The organism is Gemmatimonadota bacterium (assembly GCA_041390125.1).
In the GTDB taxonomy this organism is placed as follows: domain Bacteria; phylum Gemmatimonadota; class Gemmatimonadetes; order Longimicrobiales; family Gaopeijiaceae; genus JAGQIF01.
The window spans coordinates 198,399-220,948 of sequence record JAWKQN010000002.1 but is presented as its reverse complement, the minus strand read 5'-3'; the positions used below and the strand labels follow the sequence as shown (position 1 = coordinate 220,948).

The window sequence follows — 22,550 nt, the reverse complement described above, 5'->3', positions numbered from 1 at the left end:
GCGCGGGGCTGCGGACGCGGCTGTCGTGCAGGTCAGGCCCCTCCTCCAGTCTTCCGCGCCAGATCGTCCAGGAGTGCCAGCAAACCGGCCTCCTCCGGAGACAGGCCGCTCTCCCGCGAGCGTCCGGAGGCTCGCGTCCGCAGCTCGCCCTCCGCGTGAAGGTCGAGCACGGCCGGGTGGATGTAGGCACTGCGGGCCACGGCGCGCGTGTTCCGGAGCCGCTCCGCCACCGCATCGACGGCCTCGACACACTGCTGGGCGCGTGCCTTCTCGTCGCCCTCCTCCTCACATCCACACAGATGGCAGAACGCCTGCACGGTCCCGAGCCAGGTCCGGAAGTCCTTGGCGGTGAAGGGCTCGCCCGTGATGTCACGCAGGAACTCGTTGACGTCCCGGGACTTCACGTCGTGCCGCTCTCCCTCCTCGTCCACCCACTTGAAGACCTCGTAGCCGGGAAGCTCCCGGCAGGCGTCGACGACCCTGGCGAGACGCGCGTCGCGCACCACCACGTGCGCCTCCTTCCCGCCCTTGGCCTCGAAGTCGAACTCGATGCGGTCACCCTCCACCACCACATGCCGCCGGCGGATCGTCGTGAGGCCATATGTATCGTTCTCACGCGCGTACTCGTCGTTGCCGACCCGGATGGCCGTCATCTCGAGGAGGGCCACGACGGCGGCCAGCACCCGCTCCCGGCTGAGGCTGCGCTGGCGCAGGGCTTCGTCCACGCGGTCGCGTACCGTCGGCAGGGCGTGACCGAAGGCCCGCAAGCGCTCGAACTTCACGGTGTCGCGCACCTCGTCCCAGATCGGGTGGTACCGGTACTGCTTGCGTCCCCGATCGTCGCGGCCGGTTGCCTGCAGGTGGCTGCGCCGATCGCTCGCGATCCAGACCTCCGTCCAGGCCGGCGGAATGGCCAGCGCACGGATCCGCTCCTTCTCCTTCTCGTCGCGGATCAGTGAGCCGTCGGGCCGGTGGTAGGACCAGCCCCGTCCCCGGCGCTTCCGCCGCAGTCCCGGCCGTTCGTCCGTGCCGTAGCGGAGGCCCGCGGCCTCGGCCGCTTCGCGCTGCTCTTCGGCGACTGTCGTGTCCGTACCGTTCTCGGCCATTGCACCCCTCGCGCTCCACGCGGAATCCCCGCGCCGCGAGCGCAACCGGCGTGCCCCGGCGACCTGCAGGGTCCGGCGGTGCGGCGCCGACCTCGCGCGCGGTGTGGCGCCGGCTGGATCGTGCGCGTGCGCTGCCCGCGAAACACGCGCGCGATCTCATGAGGCGTGGCGGAGGGTGGGCCCGGAGGCCTCATTCGCCCTGTTCTCGCTGGCTTTCGGGCCAGCCCCGTCGTACCAACGGGTGCGCCTGGCACATCGCCTGCGACTTTGTATCCACTCGACCCGCGTCCTTCCCCGGGACGCGATGCGCTGGACCCCTCGATTCCCCCGGCAGGAACGGCGCGAGCCCGACATCGAACCTCGCAACGACCAGAGGCGAACCGATATGAGCACAGATAGACACTTCCGATCGCACGGCAGACGCGCTGCGTTCCTGAGCGGACGCGGCAGGGCGTTGACCGTCCTCGGCCTGGGCCTGGCGCTGGCGGCCTGCGGTCCCCGCGGAGCCGACGATGACCTGAACGCCGAGGAAGCCCCCGGCGAGACGGCACCGATGACCTCCGAGTCCGGTGCGTACGCCATGACGGCGGACACGATCTACACGACGGACCTGGAGGGATCCGATCCCGCGGCCGGAGAGGTCGAGGGCGAGGTGGCCATCGTCGCCGGCGCGGCCGGAAGCGCGCTCGCGCTGAGCATCGACGGCTCCGGCCTCGCGCCCGGTGCCCATGCGTGGCACATCCACCAGGGCGCGTGCGGCACCGACGGGCCGGTACGGATCCCGTTGAGCGAGACGTCCGACATGGAGGCCATCACCGGGCCCATCGACGTGGACGACATGGGCTCCTTCCGGGCTACCGTGGACGTGCCGGCTCTCGATCGCAGCTTCGTGGGTGAGGGCGAGCACAGCCTCCACATCCACATGGAGCCCGGCGTGGACCACGGTCCGACGGTCGCCTGCGCGACGATCTAGGCACCCGGAGGCAGGAAGCCGTAGGCGCGCTTCGGCGCGCGCATGCGAGCGCGCCCTCCCCCCTGTCGGGGGAGGGCGCTGTCGTATCCGCCACCGTAGGGGCAGTCGTGGCGGGACGCCCTCAGCGTTCGCTGCCCGACCAGTTGATCAGGCCGCCCAACAGCGCGCCCGAGGGCGCGATGCCCATGAGCGCGGGACCCATCCACAGCGGTCCGCCCCCGGCCGCGAAGATCCGTAGACCGACTCCGACGCTGACGCCCAGGACGATCGCCACCAGCGCGCCGGAGACGAACGGGTTGCCCGGAGAGATGCGTCCGGCCACCCAGCCCCCGAGGACGGCGAGAGCCGCCAACACCAGGAGGAAGCCGGACAGGGCACCGAAGGACAGGGAGGCCACGCTACCGGATGTCAGCGAGAATCCGATCCACACCGCGGCGGCCATGGTAACCAGCGTCAGCGCGGAGCCGATCACGACGCCTTTCACCAGTCGTCCATGTTCTGCCATCTCCACCTCCAGATCGGGTTGCACCGAGCGGGAGAGGTTCACGAATCGTTCCAGCCGCACGAGGTGGAGGGCAGCGCTCACGACGCAGACGACGTACCGCGCGAACGAGCGCCCGCTGTAGCGGTCAGGAGGCTGGATCCGCCGGGCCGGGCTGCGGCTGCCGCCGGATGGTTCCTGCGGACAGCGTGCCTCCCGCCGGGTCACCGGAAGCGGCGCATCCATCGCTGGTCGATCCAGTCCTTGAGGTGCATCATCGACGATCCCGTGAAGTGCGCGCGCCCCCACGCGCCCGCCCCGATCCCGTTCCCGAGGTTGAGCAACACGAGCGCCCGCCGCTGCGGGTGGTACGGGGAGAGCTCACGCGCCTCCAGGAACGCGCACAGATTGCGCGCCAGCACCGGGCCCTGGCGTACCGCGAACACGCCCGCCTTGGGCGTGTCGGGTGCGTGGGTCAACGTCGCACAGTCGCCGACTGCGAAGACGTTGTCGGTGCCCTCGACCCGCAATGACGCGTCGACGCGGAGGTACCCCTCCCCGTCCACCGGAAGGCCGCTCTCCCGACCCAGCGCGGGCGCGGTAGCGCCCGTCGCCTGGATCACCAGGTCGAAGCGCTCCCTCTCGGGGCCCGTCGCCTCCGGGCCGAAGGCGGTCCCGAGCCTGAGATCGACGCCCCGGCGCGCGGCCCACCTCTCCACCGAGCGGGCCAGGCCGAGGGGAAGTCCGGGCAGGAGCCGGGGGCCGCGCTCCCACAGCGTGATGCGGTGGGCGCGGCGGCCCGCGGCGAGCGTACAGGCGATCTCGACGCCCGCCGCGCCGCCGCCGACGATGGCGAGATGCGCGGCCGGGGTGGGCAGGCCCTCGAACGCATCCAGCAAGGCCGAGCCGGGACGGGCGGAGACGACGACCGAGCCCGCCTCTGCGGTGCGTGCGGGGCCTGAGCCCACATCCAGCGAGAGCACATCGAACGGCAGCCGGTCTCCCTGGGCCGTGCGCACCTCCTGCGCGCCCACCTCGACTACCCGTGCGCACGTGAAGGCGGCCCCGGCGCGGGCCGCGAACGAGGCGAGATCGATGCTCGCGGCGTCCGGCTCGTAGCGTCCCTCCAACACGCCGGGCACCATCCCGGAATAGACGGCGAACGGTCGATCGCTGACCAGGCGCACCCGCGCCACTGGAGCGCGCCGCGCAAGCCGCAGCAGGGCTTCGAGGTGGGCGTGCCCGCCGCCGACGAGCACGAGATCCCGCATGCGGGACCGTCAGATGCGCGTGAGCAGGGAGTGCACCGCGGCCAGGAGGTCGGACGGGCGCACGGGCTTGCGCAGGACCGCGTCGAACCAGGCCTCCACGCCGGATTCGTCGTCCATGTCTGTGGCGTGGGCGCTCACGAGAATCACCGGCACCGCTCGCTCCCCGCCCTCGTCGGTGAGCGCTCGGGCCAATTGCACTCCGTCGAGGACCGGCATCATGAGGTCGGTGATCACGAGCGCGGGCTCCGTCCGGGCCACGGCGTCGAGCGCCTCCCGGCCGTTGCTGGTGGCGGCCACCGTGTAGCCGCCCTGCTCCAGCACCGCCCGAAGCACGTAGCGTGTCTCTTCGTGATCTTCGGCGAGTACGATCACCGGCTCGTCCTTGCGGCCGTCCTCGCTTCCGCGGGCTTCAGGGCCCTCGCGGGTGCTAGCCACGTCGGTTCGTGTGGTCACGTCGGTTCCCTCGCGCCCTCTGCGCACCGCTCCCCGGCACAGCATCTGGGCCTTCGGAAGCGTCCTCGCAAGCCCCGTTCCCGGTCTGGCGACGTGCACGGCGGTGCGACACGCCGCCCAGGTCGTTCAGGAATCCCGGGTCCTGAAACACGCTGAGCCGCCGTACGGGGTGCCTGGTGGGGGCGGAAAGCCCCATATTGGCTCGCGGGACCCCCGGGGCACCACCGCAGGGGCCCACCCGTCGACTCCGGACCTCATGCCCCGTCAACTCGACTCCCACGTCGCCAGCCACCTCCGCTCGGCAGCGGTGCCCATCACCCGCAGGTGGGTGGAGCTCCTCGTCGAGCGGCTGGGGGTGCGCCCCGAGCGGGTGCTGCCCACCCAGTCGTTGCTGAACCACATCCCGGCCGTGCTGTCGCAGGTGGCGGACTTCCTCCAGGACCCGACGGACGGGCCACTGGACACGATGGTGCGGAAGGATCTGTCGCTGCTCGCGGATCTCCGACGGCGCCAGGGATTCACGCTCCGGGAGATCCTGGAGGAGTTCGCGATCCTCTCCGAACTGGTGGAGGAGACGCTGACGGAGGCCGCCGACAGCTACCCCCACCAGATCGAGCGCGCGGATCTCATCCGGCTGGTGGGGCGACTCAAGGACGCCGTGTACCTGCTGGGCTCGGAGACGGCGGCGCGGTTCCGGACCTGGAGCGCACGGCAGCACGAGGAACGGGTCCGACTCCTGGAAGGCTACACCGCCATGCTCTCCCACGAGCTGGGGAATCGGCTCGGCGCGGCCGAGACCGCGGTGCGGCTGATCGTGGAATCGAGCGCGCAGTTGCCCCCCGAGCGACTCGATCGCCTGCACGAGCTCATCCTCCGGTCGGTGAAGAGCGGCCTGGAGACGGTCCAGGGGGTCCGCGCCCTCTTCCACCCGCACGGTGCGGATGGGGCCCAGGCCATCCGGGCCCTTCCGCTGGGCTCGGTCATCCGGGACGCGGTACACCAGATGCGCGTGCCTGCGGCAGACCGCGGAATCGAGCTGCATCTGTCGCATGCGGGCCCCGAGGAGCCGATCGACGCGGAGCGCTTTCCGTTGGTGTTCTTCAACCTCGTGACCAACGCGATCCGGCACCATGACGTTCCCGACGGTGCAGGACATGTCGTCATCGACGTGGAGGACGACGCGGAGGGGTGGGCCGTGATCGTGCGCGATGACGGACCCGGGATCCCCGCCGAGCTCCGCGACCGCGTCTTCGAGCCGATGGTGCGCTCCGCCCAGGGGGATGGAGCGGGTCTCGGCCTGGCCATCGCCCGGGAGGCCGTCGAGCAGATGGGAGGCACCATCGCCTTCGAGGCCGCGCCCGAACGGGGAACGGTCTTCCGTTTCACGATCCCGCGCCAACCCGCCGCGGGATAGGCGCTCGCCGGCTGCGGCCCGGCGTGCCGCCTTCTACAACTGCGCGCGCAACAGGAGCGCGACGTGACTGAGAGCACGCTGTGTCCACCCGATCGATCGATAGGTGGACGCGTGGATCCGCTGCGACCGCGTCAGGTCCGCCTCGAAGGACCGGGTCAGATCCGCCGCCAGCCCAGGATCATCGACCATCACCGTGACCTCGTCGTTCAGCGCGAAGGAGCGGTTGTCGAAATTCGCCGACCCCAGGAAGCACCAGCGGCCGTCACTGCAGAGCGTCTTCGTGTGCATCATGGTGGGCGTGAATTCGTACAGCTCCACGCCGTTCTCGATGAGGTCGGGGTAGCAGGCCCGGCTGGCCCAGCGCACCGCGATGCTATCGTTGTGGTCGTTGGGCACGAGCAAGCGGACGCGCACGCCTCGACGGGCGGTCTCCAGGATCGTCTGCAGGAGGTCCTCGTCCGGCACGAAGTACGGCGTGGCGATGTCCACGCGCTCCTGTGCGGTGCGGAGCGCCCACCAGTAGCAGTAGGCCACGGGGGACCAGCGCGCGCGCGGCGACGTGAGCAGGGGTAGACAGCGCGCCTCTCCCACCGACACCAGCGGTGGGTAGAGCTCGGCTCCCATGAGCGCATGCCCGGTCGCGGACAGCCATTCCTCGGCGAACGCACCCTGGAGCGCGGCGACCACGGGGCCCTCGAGTCGGAAATGGTCGTCACGCCAGTGGTCGGCGTCCTGCGCGTGACCCGTCCACTCCTCCGCGATCCCGACACCTCCGGTGAAGGCGACGCGCCCGTCGACGACCAGGACCTTGCGGTGGGTCCGGTTGTTCAGACGCTGGAGATCCAGGGACAGCAGCGGGTGGAACCAGGCGATCTCGACGCCTGCGCCTTGCAGCCGTTCGATCAGCGGCTCGCGCATGAGCCGCGCGCCGTAGGCGTCCAGCAACAGACGCACGGTCACCCCCCTCGCGGAAGCTTCGGCCAGCGCCGACGCGAAGCGCTCCGCAATGGCGCCGGTCCAGTAGATGTAGGTGAGGAGGTGCACGCTCGAGCGTGCGTTGGAGATCGCCTCCAGCATCGAGGGGAAGATCTCGTCTCCATTCTCGAGCAGGACGACCCGATTGCCCTCGCAGACGGGCGCGTTCAAGTGGCTGCCCAGGACGGTCAGGACGTCGGAGGTGGATCGGAAGGGTGCGCCCTCGAGCGCGGCAGGCGGCCGATCGTCGGGGGCGGGGACCAGGGCCCGGTAGAGCCTCGTGAGCACCCAGATCAGCCCGATGAACGCCAGGAGGTAGATCAGGACCACGGGGCATCGCCGCGAGGGGAATCGTGCAGGTCGGCGGTCGGTGAAACACGATCCAAGCGCTTCACTCCTGGGTCCGGTCGGGGAACAGGGGGCGCGAGCGCGTACAGCCGTGGCCACGCGGATGATACGGCCCCGGTACGTCTGTTGCCCACGCCACGGGCGGCCGGGTGCAAGCCCGGGGCCGCCCCCCGGGGCATCGGTGGGGGCGCGGCGGTCCCCCCCAGAGCAAGGATGACCATGCAGATCGAAGAGCCCATCGAGCTCCTGAGCGCGAAGCTGGCCGGCTGGGTCGAGTCCCTGATCACGATGCTGCCCAACCTGATCGTGGCGCTCGTGATCGTGCTCCTGTCCTGGGTCGCCGGACGGATCGTGCGCTCCGTCACCCGCCGGACCGTCGAGCGGTCGACGGGGAACCTCGACCTGGCCCGTCTGGCCGCCGGGGCCACCGGCGTGGCCGTCCTCCTGGGCGGGACGTTCATCGCCCTCGGTGTCCTCCAGCTCGACAAGACGGTCACCACGCTCCTGGCAGGCGCCGGAGTGGTCGGGTTGGCCCTGGGGTTCGCGTTCCAGGAGACCGCGGCCAACTTCATCTCCGGCATCGCGCTCACGGTGCGGCGACCCTTCGCCAACGGAGATCTGGTGCAACTGGGGGATGATCTGGCGCTGGTCGAACGGGTGAACCTCCGCTCCACGGAAATCCGCCTGCTCGATGGACCGATCGTCTATCTGCCCAACCGCACCGTCTTCCAGAATCGCATCGTGAACTTCTCGCAGGGGCGCGGTAGACGCGTGGACCTCGAGGTCGGCGTTTCGTATGCCGACGACCTGCAGCGGGCGCGCAGGGCCGCGATCGACTCGGTCCGGGACTTGGAGTCGCGAGACGATGCGCGTGAGCCCGAGTTCTTCTGGACCGGCTTCGGCGCGAGCTCGATCGATGGTGTGTTGCGGTTCTGGATCCGGGCCACGGATCGGCCCAGCTACCTGCGGGCGCGCAGCGTGGCGGTGCAGCAGGTGAAGGCTGCATTCGATGCCGCCGACATCACGATCCCGTTCCCGATCCGCACCCTGGACTTCGGCATCGAGGGTGGTGTTCCGCTCGGCGAGGTCCTGACGGTGTCGGGAGCGAACAACGCATGACCGAGGCCGGGCTGGAGGCACGGTGAGAAAGGTGGTGCCGGACCCGGAGGCGGATCCCGCCCTGGATCGGGGAGTGCGCGCGCTCATCGATTCCGTGCCGGCGTTGCTGTGGATCGCGGGTCCGGATGGGAGGGTGCGCGCGGCGAGTCGTCAGTGGGGAATCCTGACCGGGCTCGCCGAGGACACAGGGACGGAGGAGCGGCTGGCCACGATCCACCCCGACGACCGCAATCGGGTCGGAGCGGGGTGGCGGCGTGCGGTCGCACGCGGACTGCCCTTCGAGGCCGAGTTCCGGGTCCGCCGGGGGGCGGACGGCGCCTGGCGCTCCCTTCTCGCGCGCGCCCGCCCCGTGCAGGACGAAGCCGGCACGGTCCAGGAATGGTACGGGAGCGCGACGGACGTCACGGAGTTGCGCGAAGCCTCAGCCTCGCTGGAGAGCCGCGAGCGCGCGTTCCACCAACTGGCCGACATGGCCGCGCTCCAGTTGTACGTGTTCGACCTGGATCGGGCCCACACCCGGTGGATGTCGGGCGAGCTGCTGCCGATCCTGGGGTATCCGTCCGATCCGGCCCTGGAACGCTCGGGGAGCACGCTGTATCGCTCGCTGATGCATCCCCACGACCACGAAGCGATCCCGGGCAAGCGTGCGCGCCAACGCCTGCTCGAGGACGGCGAGGTGTTGGAGACGGAGTTCCGGATGCGGGGCGCCGATGGCGCCTGGCGTTGGTTCCAGATCCGGGAGATGGCATTCGAGCGGGGCCGAGACGGATTGGTCTCCGCGGTGATCGGTACGCTCCTCGAGGTGAGCGACCGGAAGCGCGCGGAGGAGCAGCTGACGCACAGCCGCGCCCTCTTCTCGGGGATGGCGGAGGCGATGCCGGGCCTGCTGTTCCTCTACGACTGCGAGGAAGGGCGGGACATCTACCTGAACCGCAGCCTGAACCAGCTCCTGGACCGCGGGGAGGAGGCGCCGCTCTGGCTTCCGCTGCCCGACGCCGCGCGGGTGCATCCCGACGATGTCCCACGCGCCAAGCGACGACTGGACTCGTTCCTGGCCCACGCAAGCGATGGAGACGTCCTGGAGGAGAGCCTCCGCCTCCTGCATGTGGACGGCACCTGGCGCACCTTGCTCGTCCGCAGCGTCGTGTTCGCGCGAGACGAGGACGGCGGGGTCCGTCAGCTGTTGGGCGTCGCGCACGACGACACGGATCGCCACCGCGCCGAGCATGCGGTGCTCGAGTCCGAAGCGCGATTGCGAGCGATCCTCAACAGTGTGCCCGACGGCATCCTGACCTTGGATGGAGCCGGGCGCGTGCTGCGTGCCAACCCGGCGGCCGAGACCATGTTCGGGCGTTCCATGGCTGAGCTGATCGGAATGGCGATCGAGACGCTGATCCCCGCCGCCGCAGCCGGGGAGGGGAAGGGGGATGGGGCGCTGGACCGGTTGCGCGCCGTCGGCCGGAGCGCCGACGTGGTGCGGCCGGATGGATCCCGGACTCCGGTGGAGGTGGCGCTCAGCCGGATCGATTCCGACGACGGGCCGCTGTTCACGGCCCTGCTCCGCGACGTGTCCGAGCGACGGCGCACGGAGCACGCCATCGAGGAGGCCCGTCAGGCCGAAGCCGCGGCCAACCGGGCCAAGACCGAGTTCCTGGCCAACACCAGCCACGAGATCCGGACCCCGATGACCGCGATCCTCGGAAACGTGGATCTGCTCGCGGGGCGCCTGACGGACCCGGGGCATCTACGGAGCCTGGAGGCCATCCGTCGCAACGGGCAGCACCTGTTGGACATCATCAACGACATCCTCCACCTCTCGAAGATGGACGCCCCCGACTTCCGGCTCCGGCTGGAACCCGTGTCGCTGGGATCCTTCCTGTCGGAGCTGCATTCGCTCGTGGAGGAGCGAGCGCAGGCCAAGGGTCTGTCCTTCCGCATCGAGCGCGAGACCCTGCTTCCAGGTCGCGTGCACACAGACCCGCGCGCGTTGCGGCAGATCCTGCTCAACCTCGTGAGCAACGCGGTCAAGTTCACTGACCAGGGCGAAGTGGCGGTCGGTGTCTGCGTCGAATCCGATCCGCTCCGGTTGGTGTTCGCGGTGCGGGATACGGGCATGGGGATTCCCTCGCACGAGATCGGGGCGTTGTTCGATGCCTTCACGCAAGGGACGAGCGCTCCCCGACGGGGGGGCACCGGGCTGGGCCTGGCGATCAGCAGGCGCCTGGCGGAGCGCCTGGACGGCGCGATCGACGTGGAGAGCACCCCGGGCCGGGGAAGCCTCTTCCGCCTGCGGCTCCCGCTGACGCGGGCGGAGATGGGCGTGCTCCTGGATCCCGGTGAGGTCGTCGCAGAAGCCATCGCCGACCGCACGCGGGTGCGTGCCCTGCACGGAACCATTCTGATCGCCGAGGATAACCCCGAGATCCGCGACCTTGCGGTACGGTTCATCGAGGAGGCGGGCGGCCGGACGGTGGCGGCCGAGCACGGGCTCCAGGCGGTCGACGCCGTCGAGAGCGCGCGGCGAAGTGGGGCGCCGATCGATCTGGTCCTGCTGGACCTCTACATGCCGGTGATGGATGGATACGAGACCGCGCGGGTGCTTCGGCGCGAGGGATACGACGGCCCCATCGTGGCGCTGTCGGCCCACGCGATGCCCGAAGACCGGGAGCGCTGTCTGCGCGCCGGCTGTGACGACTTCCTCGCGAAGCCGCTGACGCCTGCGGCGCTCGTGGAGCGGCTGGGTCAGCATCTGGAGGCCCGGAAGGGGACGGACGCCACCGGCACGGGACGGGACGGGGGCGGCCCCGACACCGAGAGGCGGGTCGGGGCCGCGGACGCCACAGAGCGGATGCGCACGATGCCCCAGCAGCCCTCCACGGGCGCGGGCAGATCGGCGGGAGATGGAGGTGGAGTGAAGCGCAGGATCCTGCTGGTGGACGATTCTCCGGACGTGCTCGAGGCGCAGTCCCTGTTGCTCGAGATCCACGGGTACGATGTCGCCACGGCCGAGACGGGCGCCCAGGCGCTCGAGCGGGCCGAGGCCTGGCGACCCGACCTCGTCCTGCTCGACCTGGGTCTGCCCGACCAGAGCGGCTATACCGTGCTGGAACGCCTGCGCGCGCTTCCCGGTCTCGCCGACACTCGCTTCGTGGCCTTCTCGGGGCGCGGAGAGCCGGAAGACCGGGTCCGTTCGGCGGCCGCCGGCTTCCACGCGCATCTGGTCAAGCCCGCCACGCTCGCGGACATCGAAGCGGCATTCGGCTGAATCCCGGTGGAGGGCTGGGTGCGCCCGCCCCTCCGCGCCCGGTGGACCTCAGATGCCGTACTTGCGCCGGCGCCTCCACAACGTCGACGGTGCCACTCCGAGCACTTCCGCGGCCTCCTCCACGGAGTCCGTCACTTCCATCACGTGCCGGATGTAGCGCTCTTCCATCCCTTCGAGTGAGGGGAGCTCCGAGGGATCGGACATCCCGAGCCGATCGAGGAGACCCCCTCCACCCCCGCGCGGAAGCGCAGTCACACCGATGCGGGGGCTTCGCGCCAGGATCACGGCGCGCTCGACCGCGTTCTGCAGCTCCCGCACATTCCCCGGCCAGGGCATCTCGCGCAGCGCGCCGAGAGCTTCGGGCGTGAAGCCTTCGATCTGCTTGCCGTAGCGGGCGGAGAAGAAGCGCAGGAAGGACTCGGCCAGCCTGGGGATGTCGTCGGGACGTGCGCGCAGGGGGATGAGTTCGATCTGGATGACGTTCAGCCGGTAATAGAGGTCGTCCCGGAAGTCCCCCTCCGAGACCGCACGTTCCAGGTCGGAGTTGGTCGCCGCGATGAGGCGCACGTCCGCTTGTCGCGGCTCTGGATCACCTACGCGCTCGTACTCCCGATCCTGCAGGAACCGCAGGAGACGAGGTTGGATCTCGAGCACCATCTCGCCGATCTCGTCCAGGAAGAGCGTCCCGCCGTGGGCGAACTCGATCTTTCCGACCTTGGTGTCGGTGGCGCCCGTGAACGAGCCCTTCACGTGGCCGAAGAGCTCGCTGCGGAGAAGCTCCGCGGAGAGGCTCGGACAGTTGACCGGCGCGAACGGACGCGCGGCGCGACGACTCCACTCGTGGATGGCGCGCGCCAGCACACCTTTGCCGGTGCCGCTCTCCCCCGTGATCAGGATGGTGGCGTCGGTGTCGGCCACGTCCCGCGCCGTGGCGATGGCCCGCGCCATCCCCGGGTGCGTGCTGTCCAGCACCGGTGCCGGCGTGGTGTCGCGGGCGGTCTCTTCGAGAACCTGGAGGCGCTGCTTCAGCCGCCTCCGCTCCGCCACCCGGCGTACCAGGATCTGGAGCTCCGACGGCGAGATGGGCTTGTTGATGTAGTCGAACGCGCCCCGTCGCATCGCTTCGACCGCCGACTCGACGGAGCCGTGTGCGGTCATCAACACGATCGTAAGGGACGGGTCCGCGTCGAGGAGCTCCGGGATGAGGTCCAGGCCGGAGTGCTCGTTCAGGCGCAGGTCCAGCAAGACGAGGTCGAAGCGCTTGCGCGCCACGGCCACGCGGGCATGGTCGGCCCCGGCGGTGGGCGTGACCTCATGGCCCAGAGGCGCCAGACAGAGCTGGATGGATTCCCGGACCAGCGGTTCGTCGTCGACGATCAGCACGCGTACCTGATCGCCGAGCCCGCCCGCCTCGCTCTCCGTTCGCGGTTCCGTCTCGATGGTGGCGTCGGTCATGCGCGGGTTCTCTCGTTCTGGACGTTCACGGGACCGGGGGAGGAACACGGACGCGGGGGGCAGGGGCGCGGCGCGCCCTGTTTCAATCTCGCCCTTCGCGCACGGTGCCTCAAGCGAGGACGGGTCCGGTATGCCGTCGGAGCGCAGGATCTGCGCCCGGTCTCCCCGGTCCAGCGGTGGCAGGATCTTTGAGATTCCGACGGGGATCTGCGCCCCCCGGGGCGCCCGAATACCTTGCGAAAGGAGCTGGACATGACAGGCAGGATCCTCCCGGTGCTGATGTGGGCCGCCTTTGCCCTGGGAAGTGCCCCCGCCGTGGCGGGCCAGGTCGTCCGCGACGCGCAGGTCGATCCCTTCGCGACGATCGCGAAGGAGCGTGCCGCGGACGCCGCTGCCCGCGCTGACATCCGCGCACTCCTGGCCCGCCCCGAGCTGGCGGAGCCGGCGCGCTCCCTCGGCGTGAACCTCGAAGATGTACGGGCTCGCGTCGAGCTTCTGGAGGGTGAGCCTCTCGTGGCGGCCCACACGCAGGCGACCGCGCTGGATGACGTGCTCGACCAGGATCGAACCACCATCTCCTTTCGGACCACTACGCTCATCATCCTGCTCCTCCTCGTGATCATCTTGATCCTGCTGGTCTGAGGACGGTCTTGAATCGTCTTGCTCTGGTAGCCGCCGCGTCCTTGGCGACGGCCTGCGTCCACCCCGGTCCGGGCCCGTCCCGGCCGGGGTCGGCGCAACCGGAGCGCGCTGCGGCCGAGCGTCTGTCACGAGAAGCCGAGCAACGCTTCGCGGCGGGAGAGTGGGACGCTGCCGCCCGCCTGGCCGGCCAGGCACAGGAGGCGGGCCTGGCGTCCGAGCGCCTGGAGGACCTGCAGGGGGTCGCGCTTCTCCTGCAGGGAGACACGCCCGCGGCCTTGTCGGTCTGGGAACGCAGCGCGCCGCTGCGCATTGCCACGATCCGCACTGCGGGAGTATCCGGCGTGGACGCCGGTGCGCTCGCGAGTCGCGCAGGCATGCGGGTCGGGATGCCGCTCACGGCCGCAGGCTTCACGCGAGCCGTGCGCCGGCTGCACGACCGCGCCTCGACTGCGGGTGCCGCCATACGCGTGGAACCGCGCAGCCGTGAGGAGGTGGACGTGACGCTGGTGGTGACGCCGCGCGAAGGCCTGCAGGGCGGCAAAACCACCCTGGTGGCCCAGACGGCGGGCGCGTGGCTGCGGGAGGCCGTGGACCTGACCTGGACGGGCGGGCCGGCGTGGAGTGCGGGGGTGGAGTTCCAAGGGCGTTGGCAGACCGGTCGGCGCAGGGTGGCGGTGCGGGTGATCGACGCCCTGCCGTCCTCTTCACGGCGCGTCGATCTCGTCGGGACGCTCTCGGAGGGGACGTTCCTCGACGGATCCGGAACGCGGCGCGAAGCGATCGCATCGCTGGGAATGCGCACGGGCGGCTGGCTCTCCCCCGACGTGTTCTGGGGGGCGTCCGTGAGTGGCGACCGGTGGAGCGCCGGATCCGCCACGCGCGCGGCGTGGCGCTTCGGGCTCCAGACGGAAGTCCGGGGCGCGAACGACCGGGTGCGGATCAGGGTCGAGGCCGAGCGCGGGCGCGCCACACAGGGGGCGTTCCAGACCGGCATCGTCAGCCTCGAGGCGCACACGGCGCCCGCCGCAGCGGACGGATGGCGGGCTTCCGCTCTGGGGGGCGTGCGGACCGCGAGCCAGAGCACGCCGCTCCTGCGCTGGCCGGGAGCCGGCACGGGACAGGCTCGCGTGCCACTGCTCCGCGCGCATCCGTTGCTCGTCGACGGCGCGCTGGATCTCCGGGGTGCCTTCGGCCGGTCGCTGGTGCATGCCAGCGTCGAGCTGCAGTCGCCGTCCGCGCGCCTGGGACCGCTCCACGTGCGGTTGGGGATCCATTCGGATCTCGCACGGGTGGGGGATCGGGCGAACGACCTCCCGCGCCTCGTGGCCTGGGATGCTGGCGTGGGGCTCAGGATGCGGACGCTCGCGGGGTGGACCGCGCGAGGAGACCTCTCCTGGGGGCTTCTGGACGGAGAGCGCGCCGCATCCGTGGGACTGGTGCGCCCGTGGGATCCGTGGCGTTGAGACCGGGTCGACTCGTGTTTCATTCCGGTCATCGGCGCACGGGAATGGCGGCATCGGCAGTGCCGCGACAGACGGCCCCGGGCCGAAAACCGCCGGCTGCGTCTGCACTTGGGGGACTCCGCATGCCCCCCGGAACGCAGGAGGCGTGCCCCCGTCCGAAGGCACGCGTCGTGCGCCCGGACCGGAGATGGCGGGTGGCCGAGGCGAGCGCCCCGGGTCCACCTCGCTGAAGGCTGATCGCTGGACGCACCACGACACGAGGTCAGGATGAAGACGCACGCACTCCGTACCGCCGCGCTCCTCGGCATGCTTGTCCCCCTCTGGGCCTGTGGGGAGGCCAACGCCGGGGACGACACCGGAGAGGAGATCTCCGAGGCCGCTCGAGCCGGCGAAGAGCGGGCCGCCGAGCCCGCACCCACGGCGGCCCCCGTGCAGCCGGCGTCCGATGGCAGCTCCTTGCCCGCGGGCACCACGCTGCGCTTCCGCCTCGCGGAGCGGATCTCGACGCAGACGCACGAGGGGGGCGAGTCCTTCCAGGCGACGCTCATCGAGGATGTGCGAGGCGCGGACGGTCAGGTGGTCCTGCCCGCCGGCACGTCGGCGTGGGGAACCGTCAGCCGGGCGGACGCAGACGGTGGACCGGACGGCGAGGCCGTCCTCGCTGTCGCGATCGAGTCCGTCGAGGTGGATGGCGAGCCCCACGCGATCCATGGCCGCGCCACCGAAGTGGACCTGGAGACCGAGGCGCGGGACAGCGGTGCAGAGACCGCGGGCAAGGTCGCGGTCGGAACGGCTGCGGGAGCCTTGTTGGGTCAGATCCTGGGTCGCGACACCGAGGCGACGCTGAAGGGCGCCGGCGTGGGCACCGTGGTCGGTGCGGTCGTGGCCCTGGGGACCCGCGACGGGCATGCGACGATGCCGGAGGGAAGTACCGTGACGGTGCAACTCGACGCTCCCCTGACCGACTGAGGATCCACAGGATGACCACCCTCGAGCGCGCCCCCGCGCGCAGCCGACCGGAAGACGCGCTGCGGCAGGAGCTTCTGGAGCGGCTGGCGCACGATCTGCGCAGCCCCTTGAGCGCCGTCAGCACCGCTTCACTCCTGCTGCGCGAACATCGGCTCACCGGCCCGCAACGCTCGCAGCAGCTGCGTCTGATCGATGCCGCCTGCCACCGGATGTCGCGGGTGATGGAGGACATGCTCGATCTGGCCCGCATCGATGCGGGCGCGTTCCCCCTTCGCTTCGCGGCCGTGTCGACGACCTCGCTCTTCGAGGGGCTGGACCGCGACGTGGGCTGGCTGGCGCGCGAGGCGGGCGTGCAGCTCGTGCCCATGCTGGCGGGTGAGCCGATGCGTCACGTCTGGGTGGACCATCGGCAGACCGCGCGTGCTCTCCATGCGGTCGTGCAGCACGCCATCCAACGGACCCACGCCGGCGGCACCGTCCAGGTCCGCTCCGCCGAGCGGGGTCGCGGGTTTGGCGTGGATGTGGTGCACGAGGGACGCACGCTCGGGTCTGCGGAGCGTGAGCACCTGTTCGACTGGAGTTGGTCGCTCCCGCCGACGGAGCGCTCCAGGGCCGGCCATCCGTCCCTGGCGCTCGCTCGCCGCATCCTGGCGCTCCAAGGTGGGTTCATCGAGGCCGTCAACCAGAAGACCGGTCCGGCCTTCCAGATCTCGCTGCCCAGCGCCTGACCTGCCCGGCCGGCAGGTCCCGTCCTGGCCGACGTCTGACGTCTGCCCGGCCAGCAGGTCCGTCCTGCCTGACGGCCAGACGTCCGCCCGGCCAGCAGGTCCCGTCCTGCCTGACGCCTGATCGGGCCCGACCGATGCGCGCCGGGAGCTGCGCCTCGCCTGCGAGCCCTCCTGAGCGGGCTCCTGTCCGACGCTAGGGGCGTACGTGCCGGAGACGCTCCGCGACCCGCGCAGCCGCGTCTTCGTCGGGGAGACGTACCCGACAGGCGTCGAGCAGTTGATCGGCGCGCTCCTCCAGGAGCGAGCGACAGTCTGCGCGCCCGCAATCCTGCGCCAGTCGGTCGAGAGCCCGTGCCAGGTGCCGCGCGGCGTTGAGGTCGCTGGCGGCATAGGGCACGAGCTGACCCACGCTGGCCTCGAGGAGATCGGCGAACGTGGTGGCGGGCTGATACAAGCGTGGCTCGCCGTCCCGCACCTGGCTCAGCCAGCGCGCCGAAGGCACCTCGGAGAACCGCTTCAACGCCGCTTCCAGCCAATCGATGCAGCTCATCGCCGTGAACGGATCGTTGATCCCGGGGGAGAGGGCACGTGCGGCGATCTGGACGATCTGGTCCACCTGGAAGCGTACCTCCTGACCGTGGTTGCGGCGCTGTCCCCAGGCGAAGCCCGAAAGAACCTCCTCCAGATCGTCCTCGCCCAGGCCATCTCCCGGCCACACGCGAGCGATGACCCGCTCGCGTGTGACGAACTCGCCCCTGCGGACCTCGAGCACGATGACACGGCTCCAGCGCTCTGCAAGCTCCAGCAGGCTGCCTTCGTCCACCACCTGCAGGTAGCCATCGCGATCGGCCCGCACGATCGCACCGCCTTCATCGCGGGTCACTTCGGGATCGGTGTCGATCGGCGTGACGCCGTCCTCCTTCCTGCGTCCGATCAGGTCTTCGACGCCCCCGAGCAGGTCGGCGCCCGCGCGGGCCACGACATTGTCGACGTGCAGCATCTGGGAGACGTGGTGGACCAGGAACAGGAAGGCGCCGATGGAGGTGAGGCCCGTGGTGAATCCCGCCAGGAGCGCGAGCTGGGGCACGAAGGGCGTGGCGTCCGCGGTCTCGAGCGGAGACCGCACGAACAACAGCACCACCAGGCAGAACAGGAAGGAGCCCGCGAAGACGCCCAGCGCGCTCTGGACGCCCCGGTCGCGCAGGAAGAGCGTGAGGATCCGGGGCCCGAACGCGGACGATGTGGTGGAGAGGGCCACGAGTGTGACCGAGATGGCCACGCCGGCGACGGTGATGAGCGAGCCCGCGACGGTGGAGAGCACCGCACGAGCACCGTCGGGACTGCTTCCCGGAAGCCAGGAGATGTCCCAGGGCCCGTACGCGGCATCGATCGCGATCGATCCGGCGGCCAACAGCATGGCGCCGACCGAGAAGACGGCCGGCAGGAACCAGTAGCTCTCGCGCAGGGCGCCCCAGGCTTGAAGCAGGCGGGCCCTCATTCGCGAAGGCTCCGCCGGTGGGGGCAGGCGGAGCGCGAAGCCGGCCTCCAGGGGTCTCTTGGAGACCGACTCCGCGGTCGGGGCGCGACCAGAACCAGCCGCGCCTCCGCCCTCCTACGGGTCAGCGAGCGGCGTAGTACGGCTGGATGTCGTAGTACTTGTGGATCTGGTCCACGAACGTCCGATCGGGATTCCGCGGCCAGTCGTCCTTGTCGAAGCCCGGCGCGTCCTTCAGCCGATCCTTGTCGACGCCGAGGCGGAACGAATGGCGCTCGGTGTCCAGCTCCAATGCCCGCCAGGGAATGGCGAAGAGCTTGTCGCCGAGGCCCAGGAACCCGCCGAAGGAGAGCACCGCGTAGGCGACGTCGCCCGTGTCGCGATCGATCATCAATTCCTTCACTTCGCCCAGGTTCTCCCCGGCGGCGTTCTCGACCTTGTTTCCGATCATCGTAGACGCAGACATGATCTGCGGATTGTCCTGTCTCATCGTCTCTCCTTGCTGGGACGTTGCCCGAAGTGGCTCGGTCGCCCGAGATGAAGGAGCAAGATGAGGACCGGCGAGCATTCCCATGGCGCGGTCGCGGTCGTGCGCCCATCAGCGCGGGCCGTGTTGCAGTGTGGCTGGGTGTGAAACGGACGCAGGTCCGTCTTCGTCCACCACCAGCGCCGCCTGGGCACGCGCGGCCGCATGGACCACGAGGGCCGAGCGAGTGGGGAAGACGCCCAGGATCTCCACGGAGTCCACAGTGCCCCGGAGTTGCGCGGTGTCCCCCAGACGATGATTCAGCCCTCGCTCGAGCTGCTCCGTGGCGAAGCGGACGAGGTCCTCGACGGGCCAGCGGGCTCGGGTCCTCAGGAGCTCGACGAAGGGCGTCTCGGCCAGCCAGGCCAGGCTGCCTACGAGCAGGTCACGGGTGGCGACGTCGAAGTCCAGGTCGGGTACATGGATCTCCCGCGAAGCTGCGTCGTAGCGGGGCGTGCCCACCAGGAACACGCGTCCGTGCACGGCGCCACCCACGGCCACCTCCAGGGAGATCCGGCCACCTCCGATGCCGCGGACGGACACGGAGCGGATCCGCAGCAGACGACCGGCCTGCGTGATCTCGGTGCCCGCCAACTCCTGCGTCAGTCGGCGGCTGCCCACGCGGTAGTCGCCCAGAGCGGTCGCGCGCACGTGCAGACCCGGCCGCAGGTCACCGCTGTCGAGCGGTGGGAGGGGCGCGACCTCTGTGAGGGGCCGGTTGCCGAGCACGATCCGTGGGTAGGCGATCAAGCCCACCGTCGCCACCAGGGTGAGGCTGTCGCCCGAGATGGGACCACGGTGTACGGCGCGCGGATCGATGATCAGCCAGATGTCGTCGTCCAACTGGATGGGCTCGCTCAGCACGCGCCACCACTCCTCGAAGTGGCTCTTCAGGTCGATGGAGGCCAGCTCGCGGCGGATCGCCGGCAGGCTGTCCTCCAGGATCGAGGTGGCGGCGTCGATCACCCGACCCGTGACGTCGATCTGCAGCGGCGTGATCTGACAGCGGTCCCGATCCTGGTCCGTCGCCGCGGCCACGCCGTCCACCCTGGGCTCGGCCGCGAGCGTCCAGCGCGGTGTGAGCATCAAGGGAGCGGACAGGCGGATCCAGGCCCGGGGTGCGGGCTCGTCCTCACCGGTGCCACAGGAGGCGCTCACCTCCGGAAGCACCGGCGGGTCGTACCAGGCCCGACCCCGGTAGCGTACGAGCGCGGCGACGTGTGCCACCGTGCCTTCGAGGTGCGCCTGGAAGGGAGAGCGGACCAGCTCGAAGGCTGCGCTCGCCCGTTCGTTCGAGCCGAGCTCGACCCGATCGTCGAGCGAGCCATACCGTCGCGGAACGACGCCTTCCAGCTTCTCCACGATGGGGGAGAGGTCGTAGACGACCGGTACCTCCAGGGTGGAAGCAGGAAGATCCGGAACCCAGGCCGAGTCGCCGGCAAACGCGGGCGGCGCGGGGCGAAGCCGCGGGTCGTCGCGTGACAGGAGCGCCCAGACCGCTCCGCCGATCGCCAGAACCGACAGGATCGCGAGCGCGCGCGGGTGCCGACGCGCGAGCCTTGCTCCCCGCTCCCGGACGTCGCTCCACCTGCTCACTTGCCCAGGAACTCCCCGATGGGCGCGAGCGGCTCGACGTGGTCACACACGATCTTGACCGTTGCCAGCAACGGCACCGCCACGAGCGCTCCGACGATCCCCCACAGCCAGCTCCAGAAGAGGATCCAGATGAAGATCACGACCGGGTTGAGGGTCAGGCTGCGACCGAGGAGCACGGGCGTGACGAGGTTGCCTTCCACGAGGCTGATGGCCAGGTAGGTGCCCGGGACCAGGAGGGCCCGGGTGAGCTCGTCGAAGGCCAGCAGACCCACGAGCGCCACGACGGTGGTGCCCAGGATGGGTCCCACGTAGGGCAGGTAGTTGAGCAGGCCCGCCATCACTCCCCACAGGACCGGATTCGGCACTCCCAGCGCCCACAGCGCGAGCGATTGCGCCACCGCCAGACCGACGTTGATCAGGCTGATGGTGAACAGGTAGCCGGAGATGTGGAGCTGGATGGCGCGCGCGATCTCCACGGCGCGTCGTTTGTCGGCGAGGCGGGGAAGGACGCGCACGAGCTTGCGCAGGAACAGGTCGCCGGCAGCCAGGAGGAAGAACACCAGGACCAGCGTGACCGTGCCGCCGACGAGGGTCGCCCGCGTCCCGGAGAAGATGCGCTGGCCCAGCGTCGGGCGGTCCGAGACGGCCACCGGCGCCGGCTCGTCCCCCGGGCGGGTGATCTCGTCCACCGACTCCGTCGCCGCGGCCACCCGTTCCACTCCCTGGATCACCGTGCGCAGACGTCGCTCGATCTGCGCGAAGCTCTGGGGAGCGCGGTCCAGCCATTCCACGGCGGGTCCGGACAGCCGGTAGATGCCGTACCCCGTGCCACCGAGCAGGGCGAGCATCAGCAGGGCCGCGGCCAGCGGTTGGGGTAGGCGAAGGCGGCGGAGCCAACCCACTGCGGGGGTCAGCAGGAAGCTGAGCAGGAACGCGAGCGTGATGGGCATGAGCACCTCGCGCGCCACATAGATCGAGTAGAGCGACGCGAGGATGAACAGGCCCGTCAGGGACAGGGAGCGGACATCGATGGGGCCGCGCAGGAACGCGCCCAGCTTTCCGAGGTCGGGAGCCGGGGCGCCGTCGCGCGGCGAGTCGGGTGGGGGAACGGACCGTTCCTTCGGAGCGTGCTCCGGACGATCCGAAGAGATCGTGGCCATGGGGGAGGGCCTTTGGCTCAGACCGCCGCGAACTCGCGCAGGAAGCCCTCGAAGAGCCGCAGATGACCCTCCTCATCGCGGAGGATGGCGATGACCATGTCCTGGGTTGTCCAGTCGATGCCTTCGCACTCCTCGATGATGCGGTTGTAGTGCTCGATCGCTCCGCGCTCGGCGGCGATCACGCCCTCGATGACGTGCACGATGTCGGTCTGCTCGTCCGGCGGCTGCAGCCCTTCCTGCTCCCCCGTGAAGTCAAGTGATCCCGGCACCACGCCCCAGAGCTCCTTGATGCGCTCCGCAAACTGCCGTGCGTGATCCAACTCCTCCCCGATGTCCTTCTCCAGCGCCTCCCGGATCTCCTGTGCCCGCACGCCGTCCGGGTTGATGGAGGATGCCATGTAGTTCATGACCGTCTCCATCTCCATCCAATAGGCCTGCACCAGGAGCTGGACGATCTGCTCGCGCTTGTCGTGGTGGGCTTCCGCCAGGATGCCGCTCGAGGGACGGGTGACGCTCATGGGAACCACCTCGTGGTTGGGGACGTCTGCGTTCGATGATGCCGGAACAGGGGCCCAAAAGAGCGCTCCCCGCCCACGATCTTTCGATCGGGACGGGGAGCCGACTGCAGGTCACGGTCCCCCGATCGCAACACTACAGCCGTCCTGCACTCTTCAGGCGGTCGGTCGTCCTACGCCTTCTGGCGCACGCCGCCGACCAACAGGATCGCTCCGCCGATCAGTGCGACCAGTCCAACGACGGGAGGGAGGGGGATCCGATCCTCCGTCTCTGTGGTCGCCTCCAGCGGTCCCACATCGAGCACCGTCTCTTCCCGTGTGAAGGGGATGCCACCCATCGCGAACGAGATGCCGGCCACGACGAGCAACACGATGCCCAGGATCACTTTGCTATTCATTCACCCGTCCCGGATCAGACTGTCCGACGCCCGGTGACGAAGGACAGCAGGGCCAGGATGATGAAGACGAAGAAGGCGATCTTGGCCAGGCCGGCAGCCGTACCTGCGAGGCCGCCGAAGCCCAGGACCGCCGCGATGATTGCGATGATGAGAAGTGTCAGCGCCAGGCCACCCATGGATCGCTCCTTTCGAGTCAGG

At 70.1% G+C, this 22,550-nt stretch carries 21 protein-coding genes; 8 read left to right on the top strand and 13 right to left on the bottom strand.

All coding sequences use genetic code 11. From position 1 onward, the window contains the following. Positions 1–32: 32 nt before the first annotated feature. A complete protein-coding gene (locus tag R3E98_00835; GenBank protein MEZ4421926.1) occupies positions 33–1,106 on the bottom strand; it encodes a DNA topoisomerase IB in 1,074 nt (357 codons plus the stop codon). Between the two features lie 454 nt (positions 1,107–1,560). On the opposite strand from R3E98_00835, the gene R3E98_00830 reads away from it, so the two are divergent. Then, entirely contained in the window at positions 1,561–2,079 is a 519-nt protein-coding gene (locus R3E98_00830; protein ID MEZ4421925.1) for a CHRD domain-containing protein, read from the top strand. Positions 2,080–2,200: 121 nt separating this feature from the next. Here R3E98_00830 and R3E98_00825 read toward each other — a convergent pair whose 3' ends face one another. The 3 genes from R3E98_00825 to R3E98_00815 form a co-directional block, all read right to left on the bottom strand. Further along, on the bottom strand, positions 2,201–2,665 hold the full coding sequence (locus R3E98_00825) for a hypothetical protein (GenBank protein MEZ4421924.1): 465 nt from the start codon (positions 2,663–2,665) through the stop codon (positions 2,201–2,203). 119 nt (positions 2,666–2,784) lie between these two features. Next, positions 2,785–3,831 carry an FAD-dependent oxidoreductase gene (locus R3E98_00820; protein MEZ4421923.1) on the bottom strand — a complete coding sequence of 349 codons (1,047 nt, stop codon included), beginning with the start codon at positions 3,829–3,831 and terminating at the stop codon, positions 2,785–2,787. 9 nt (positions 3,832–3,840) lie between these two features. Then, on the bottom strand, positions 3,841–4,266 hold the full coding sequence (locus tag R3E98_00815; GenBank protein ID MEZ4421922.1) for a response regulator: 426 nt from the start codon (positions 4,264–4,266) through the stop codon (positions 3,841–3,843). A 274-nt stretch (positions 4,267–4,540) separates the two neighbouring features. Here R3E98_00815 and R3E98_00810 point away from each other — a divergent pair, with 274 nt between their 5' ends. Next, on the top strand, positions 4,541–5,698 hold the full coding sequence (locus R3E98_00810; protein MEZ4421921.1) for a HAMP domain-containing sensor histidine kinase: 1,158 nt from the start codon (positions 4,541–4,543) through the stop codon (positions 5,696–5,698). A gap of 33 nt (positions 5,699–5,731) precedes the next feature. On the opposite strand, the gene R3E98_00805 is transcribed toward R3E98_00810, so the two are convergent. Further along, complete coding sequence (locus R3E98_00805) at positions 5,732–7,003, bottom strand: phospholipase D-like domain-containing protein (protein ID MEZ4421920.1); 1,272 nt, start codon at positions 7,001–7,003, stop codon at positions 5,732–5,734. A 231-nt stretch (positions 7,004–7,234) separates the two neighbouring features. Between R3E98_00805 and R3E98_00800 the strand changes: the two genes are divergently transcribed. Both R3E98_00800 and R3E98_00795 read left to right on the top strand, forming a co-directional pair. Continuing rightward, complete coding sequence (locus tag R3E98_00800; GenBank protein MEZ4421919.1) at positions 7,235–8,140, top strand: mechanosensitive ion channel family protein; 906 nt, start codon at positions 7,235–7,237, stop codon at positions 8,138–8,140. A 22-nt stretch (positions 8,141–8,162) separates the two neighbouring features. Further along, positions 8,163–11,405: a response regulator gene (locus tag R3E98_00795; protein MEZ4421918.1), complete on the top strand. Its 3,243-nt coding sequence runs from the start codon at positions 8,163–8,165 to the stop codon at positions 11,403–11,405. A gap of 48 nt (positions 11,406–11,453) precedes the next feature. On the opposite strand, the gene R3E98_00790 is transcribed toward R3E98_00795, so the two are convergent. Continuing rightward, positions 11,454–12,860, bottom strand: coding sequence for a sigma-54 dependent transcriptional regulator (locus R3E98_00790; GenBank protein MEZ4421917.1), 1,407 nt, complete (start codon positions 12,858–12,860; stop codon positions 11,454–11,456). Positions 12,861–13,112: 252 nt separating this feature from the next. On the opposite strand from R3E98_00790, the gene R3E98_00785 reads away from it, so the two are divergent. From R3E98_00785 to R3E98_00770, 4 genes are all read left to right on the top strand, one after another. Next, complete coding sequence (locus R3E98_00785; GenBank protein MEZ4421916.1) at positions 13,113–13,502, top strand: hypothetical protein; 390 nt, start codon at positions 13,113–13,115, stop codon at positions 13,500–13,502. An 8-nt stretch (positions 13,503–13,510) separates the two neighbouring features. Further along, on the top strand, positions 13,511–14,965 hold the full coding sequence (locus R3E98_00780) for a hypothetical protein (GenBank protein ID MEZ4421915.1): 1,455 nt from the start codon (positions 13,511–13,513) through the stop codon (positions 14,963–14,965). Positions 14,966–15,232: 267 nt separating this feature from the next. Next, positions 15,233–15,934: a hypothetical protein gene (locus R3E98_00775; protein MEZ4421914.1), complete on the top strand. Its 702-nt coding sequence runs from the start codon at positions 15,233–15,235 to the stop codon at positions 15,932–15,934. An 11-nt stretch (positions 15,935–15,945) separates the two neighbouring features. Next, positions 15,946–16,662 (top strand): HAMP domain-containing sensor histidine kinase, encoded by a 717-nt coding sequence (locus R3E98_00770; protein ID MEZ4421913.1) that lies wholly within the window; start codon positions 15,946–15,948, stop codon positions 16,660–16,662. A gap of 193 nt (positions 16,663–16,855) precedes the next feature. Here the strand turns inward: R3E98_00770 and R3E98_00765 are convergent, their stop codons facing one another. The 7 genes from R3E98_00765 to R3E98_00735 all read right to left on the bottom strand — a co-directional run bounded on the left by R3E98_00765 (position 16,856) and on the right by R3E98_00735 (position 22,528). Continuing rightward, the gene (locus R3E98_00765; GenBank protein MEZ4421912.1) at positions 16,856–18,160 is read right to left on the bottom strand and encodes a DUF2254 domain-containing protein; all 1,305 of its coding nucleotides are present in this window, start codon (positions 18,158–18,160) and stop codon (positions 16,856–16,858) included. A gap of 121 nt (positions 18,161–18,281) precedes the next feature. Next, positions 18,282–18,647, bottom strand: a complete 366-nt coding sequence (locus R3E98_00760; protein MEZ4421911.1) for a PRC-barrel domain-containing protein — start codon at positions 18,645–18,647, stop codon at positions 18,282–18,284. A 108-nt stretch (positions 18,648–18,755) separates the two neighbouring features. Continuing rightward, entirely contained in the window at positions 18,756–20,279 is a 1,524-nt protein-coding gene (locus R3E98_00755; protein MEZ4421910.1) for a DUF4403 family protein, read from the bottom strand. Beyond that, positions 20,276–21,439: an AI-2E family transporter gene (locus R3E98_00750; GenBank protein MEZ4421909.1), complete on the bottom strand. Its 1,164-nt coding sequence runs from the start codon at positions 21,437–21,439 to the stop codon at positions 20,276–20,278. Before R3E98_00750 ends, R3E98_00755 begins: the two co-directional genes overlap by 4 nt. A gap of 17 nt (positions 21,440–21,456) precedes the next feature. Next, positions 21,457–21,957, bottom strand: a complete 501-nt coding sequence (locus R3E98_00745; protein ID MEZ4421908.1) for a ferritin-like domain-containing protein — start codon at positions 21,955–21,957, stop codon at positions 21,457–21,459. 170 nt (positions 21,958–22,127) lie between these two features. Continuing rightward, a complete protein-coding gene (locus tag R3E98_00740) occupies positions 22,128–22,352 on the bottom strand; it encodes a DUF3185 domain-containing protein (GenBank protein MEZ4421907.1) in 225 nt (74 codons plus the stop codon). A 14-nt stretch (positions 22,353–22,366) separates the two neighbouring features. Beyond that, a complete protein-coding gene (locus tag R3E98_00735) occupies positions 22,367–22,528 on the bottom strand; it encodes a DUF1328 domain-containing protein (GenBank protein ID MEZ4421906.1) in 162 nt (53 codons plus the stop codon). Positions 22,529–22,550: the final 22 nt, after the last annotated feature.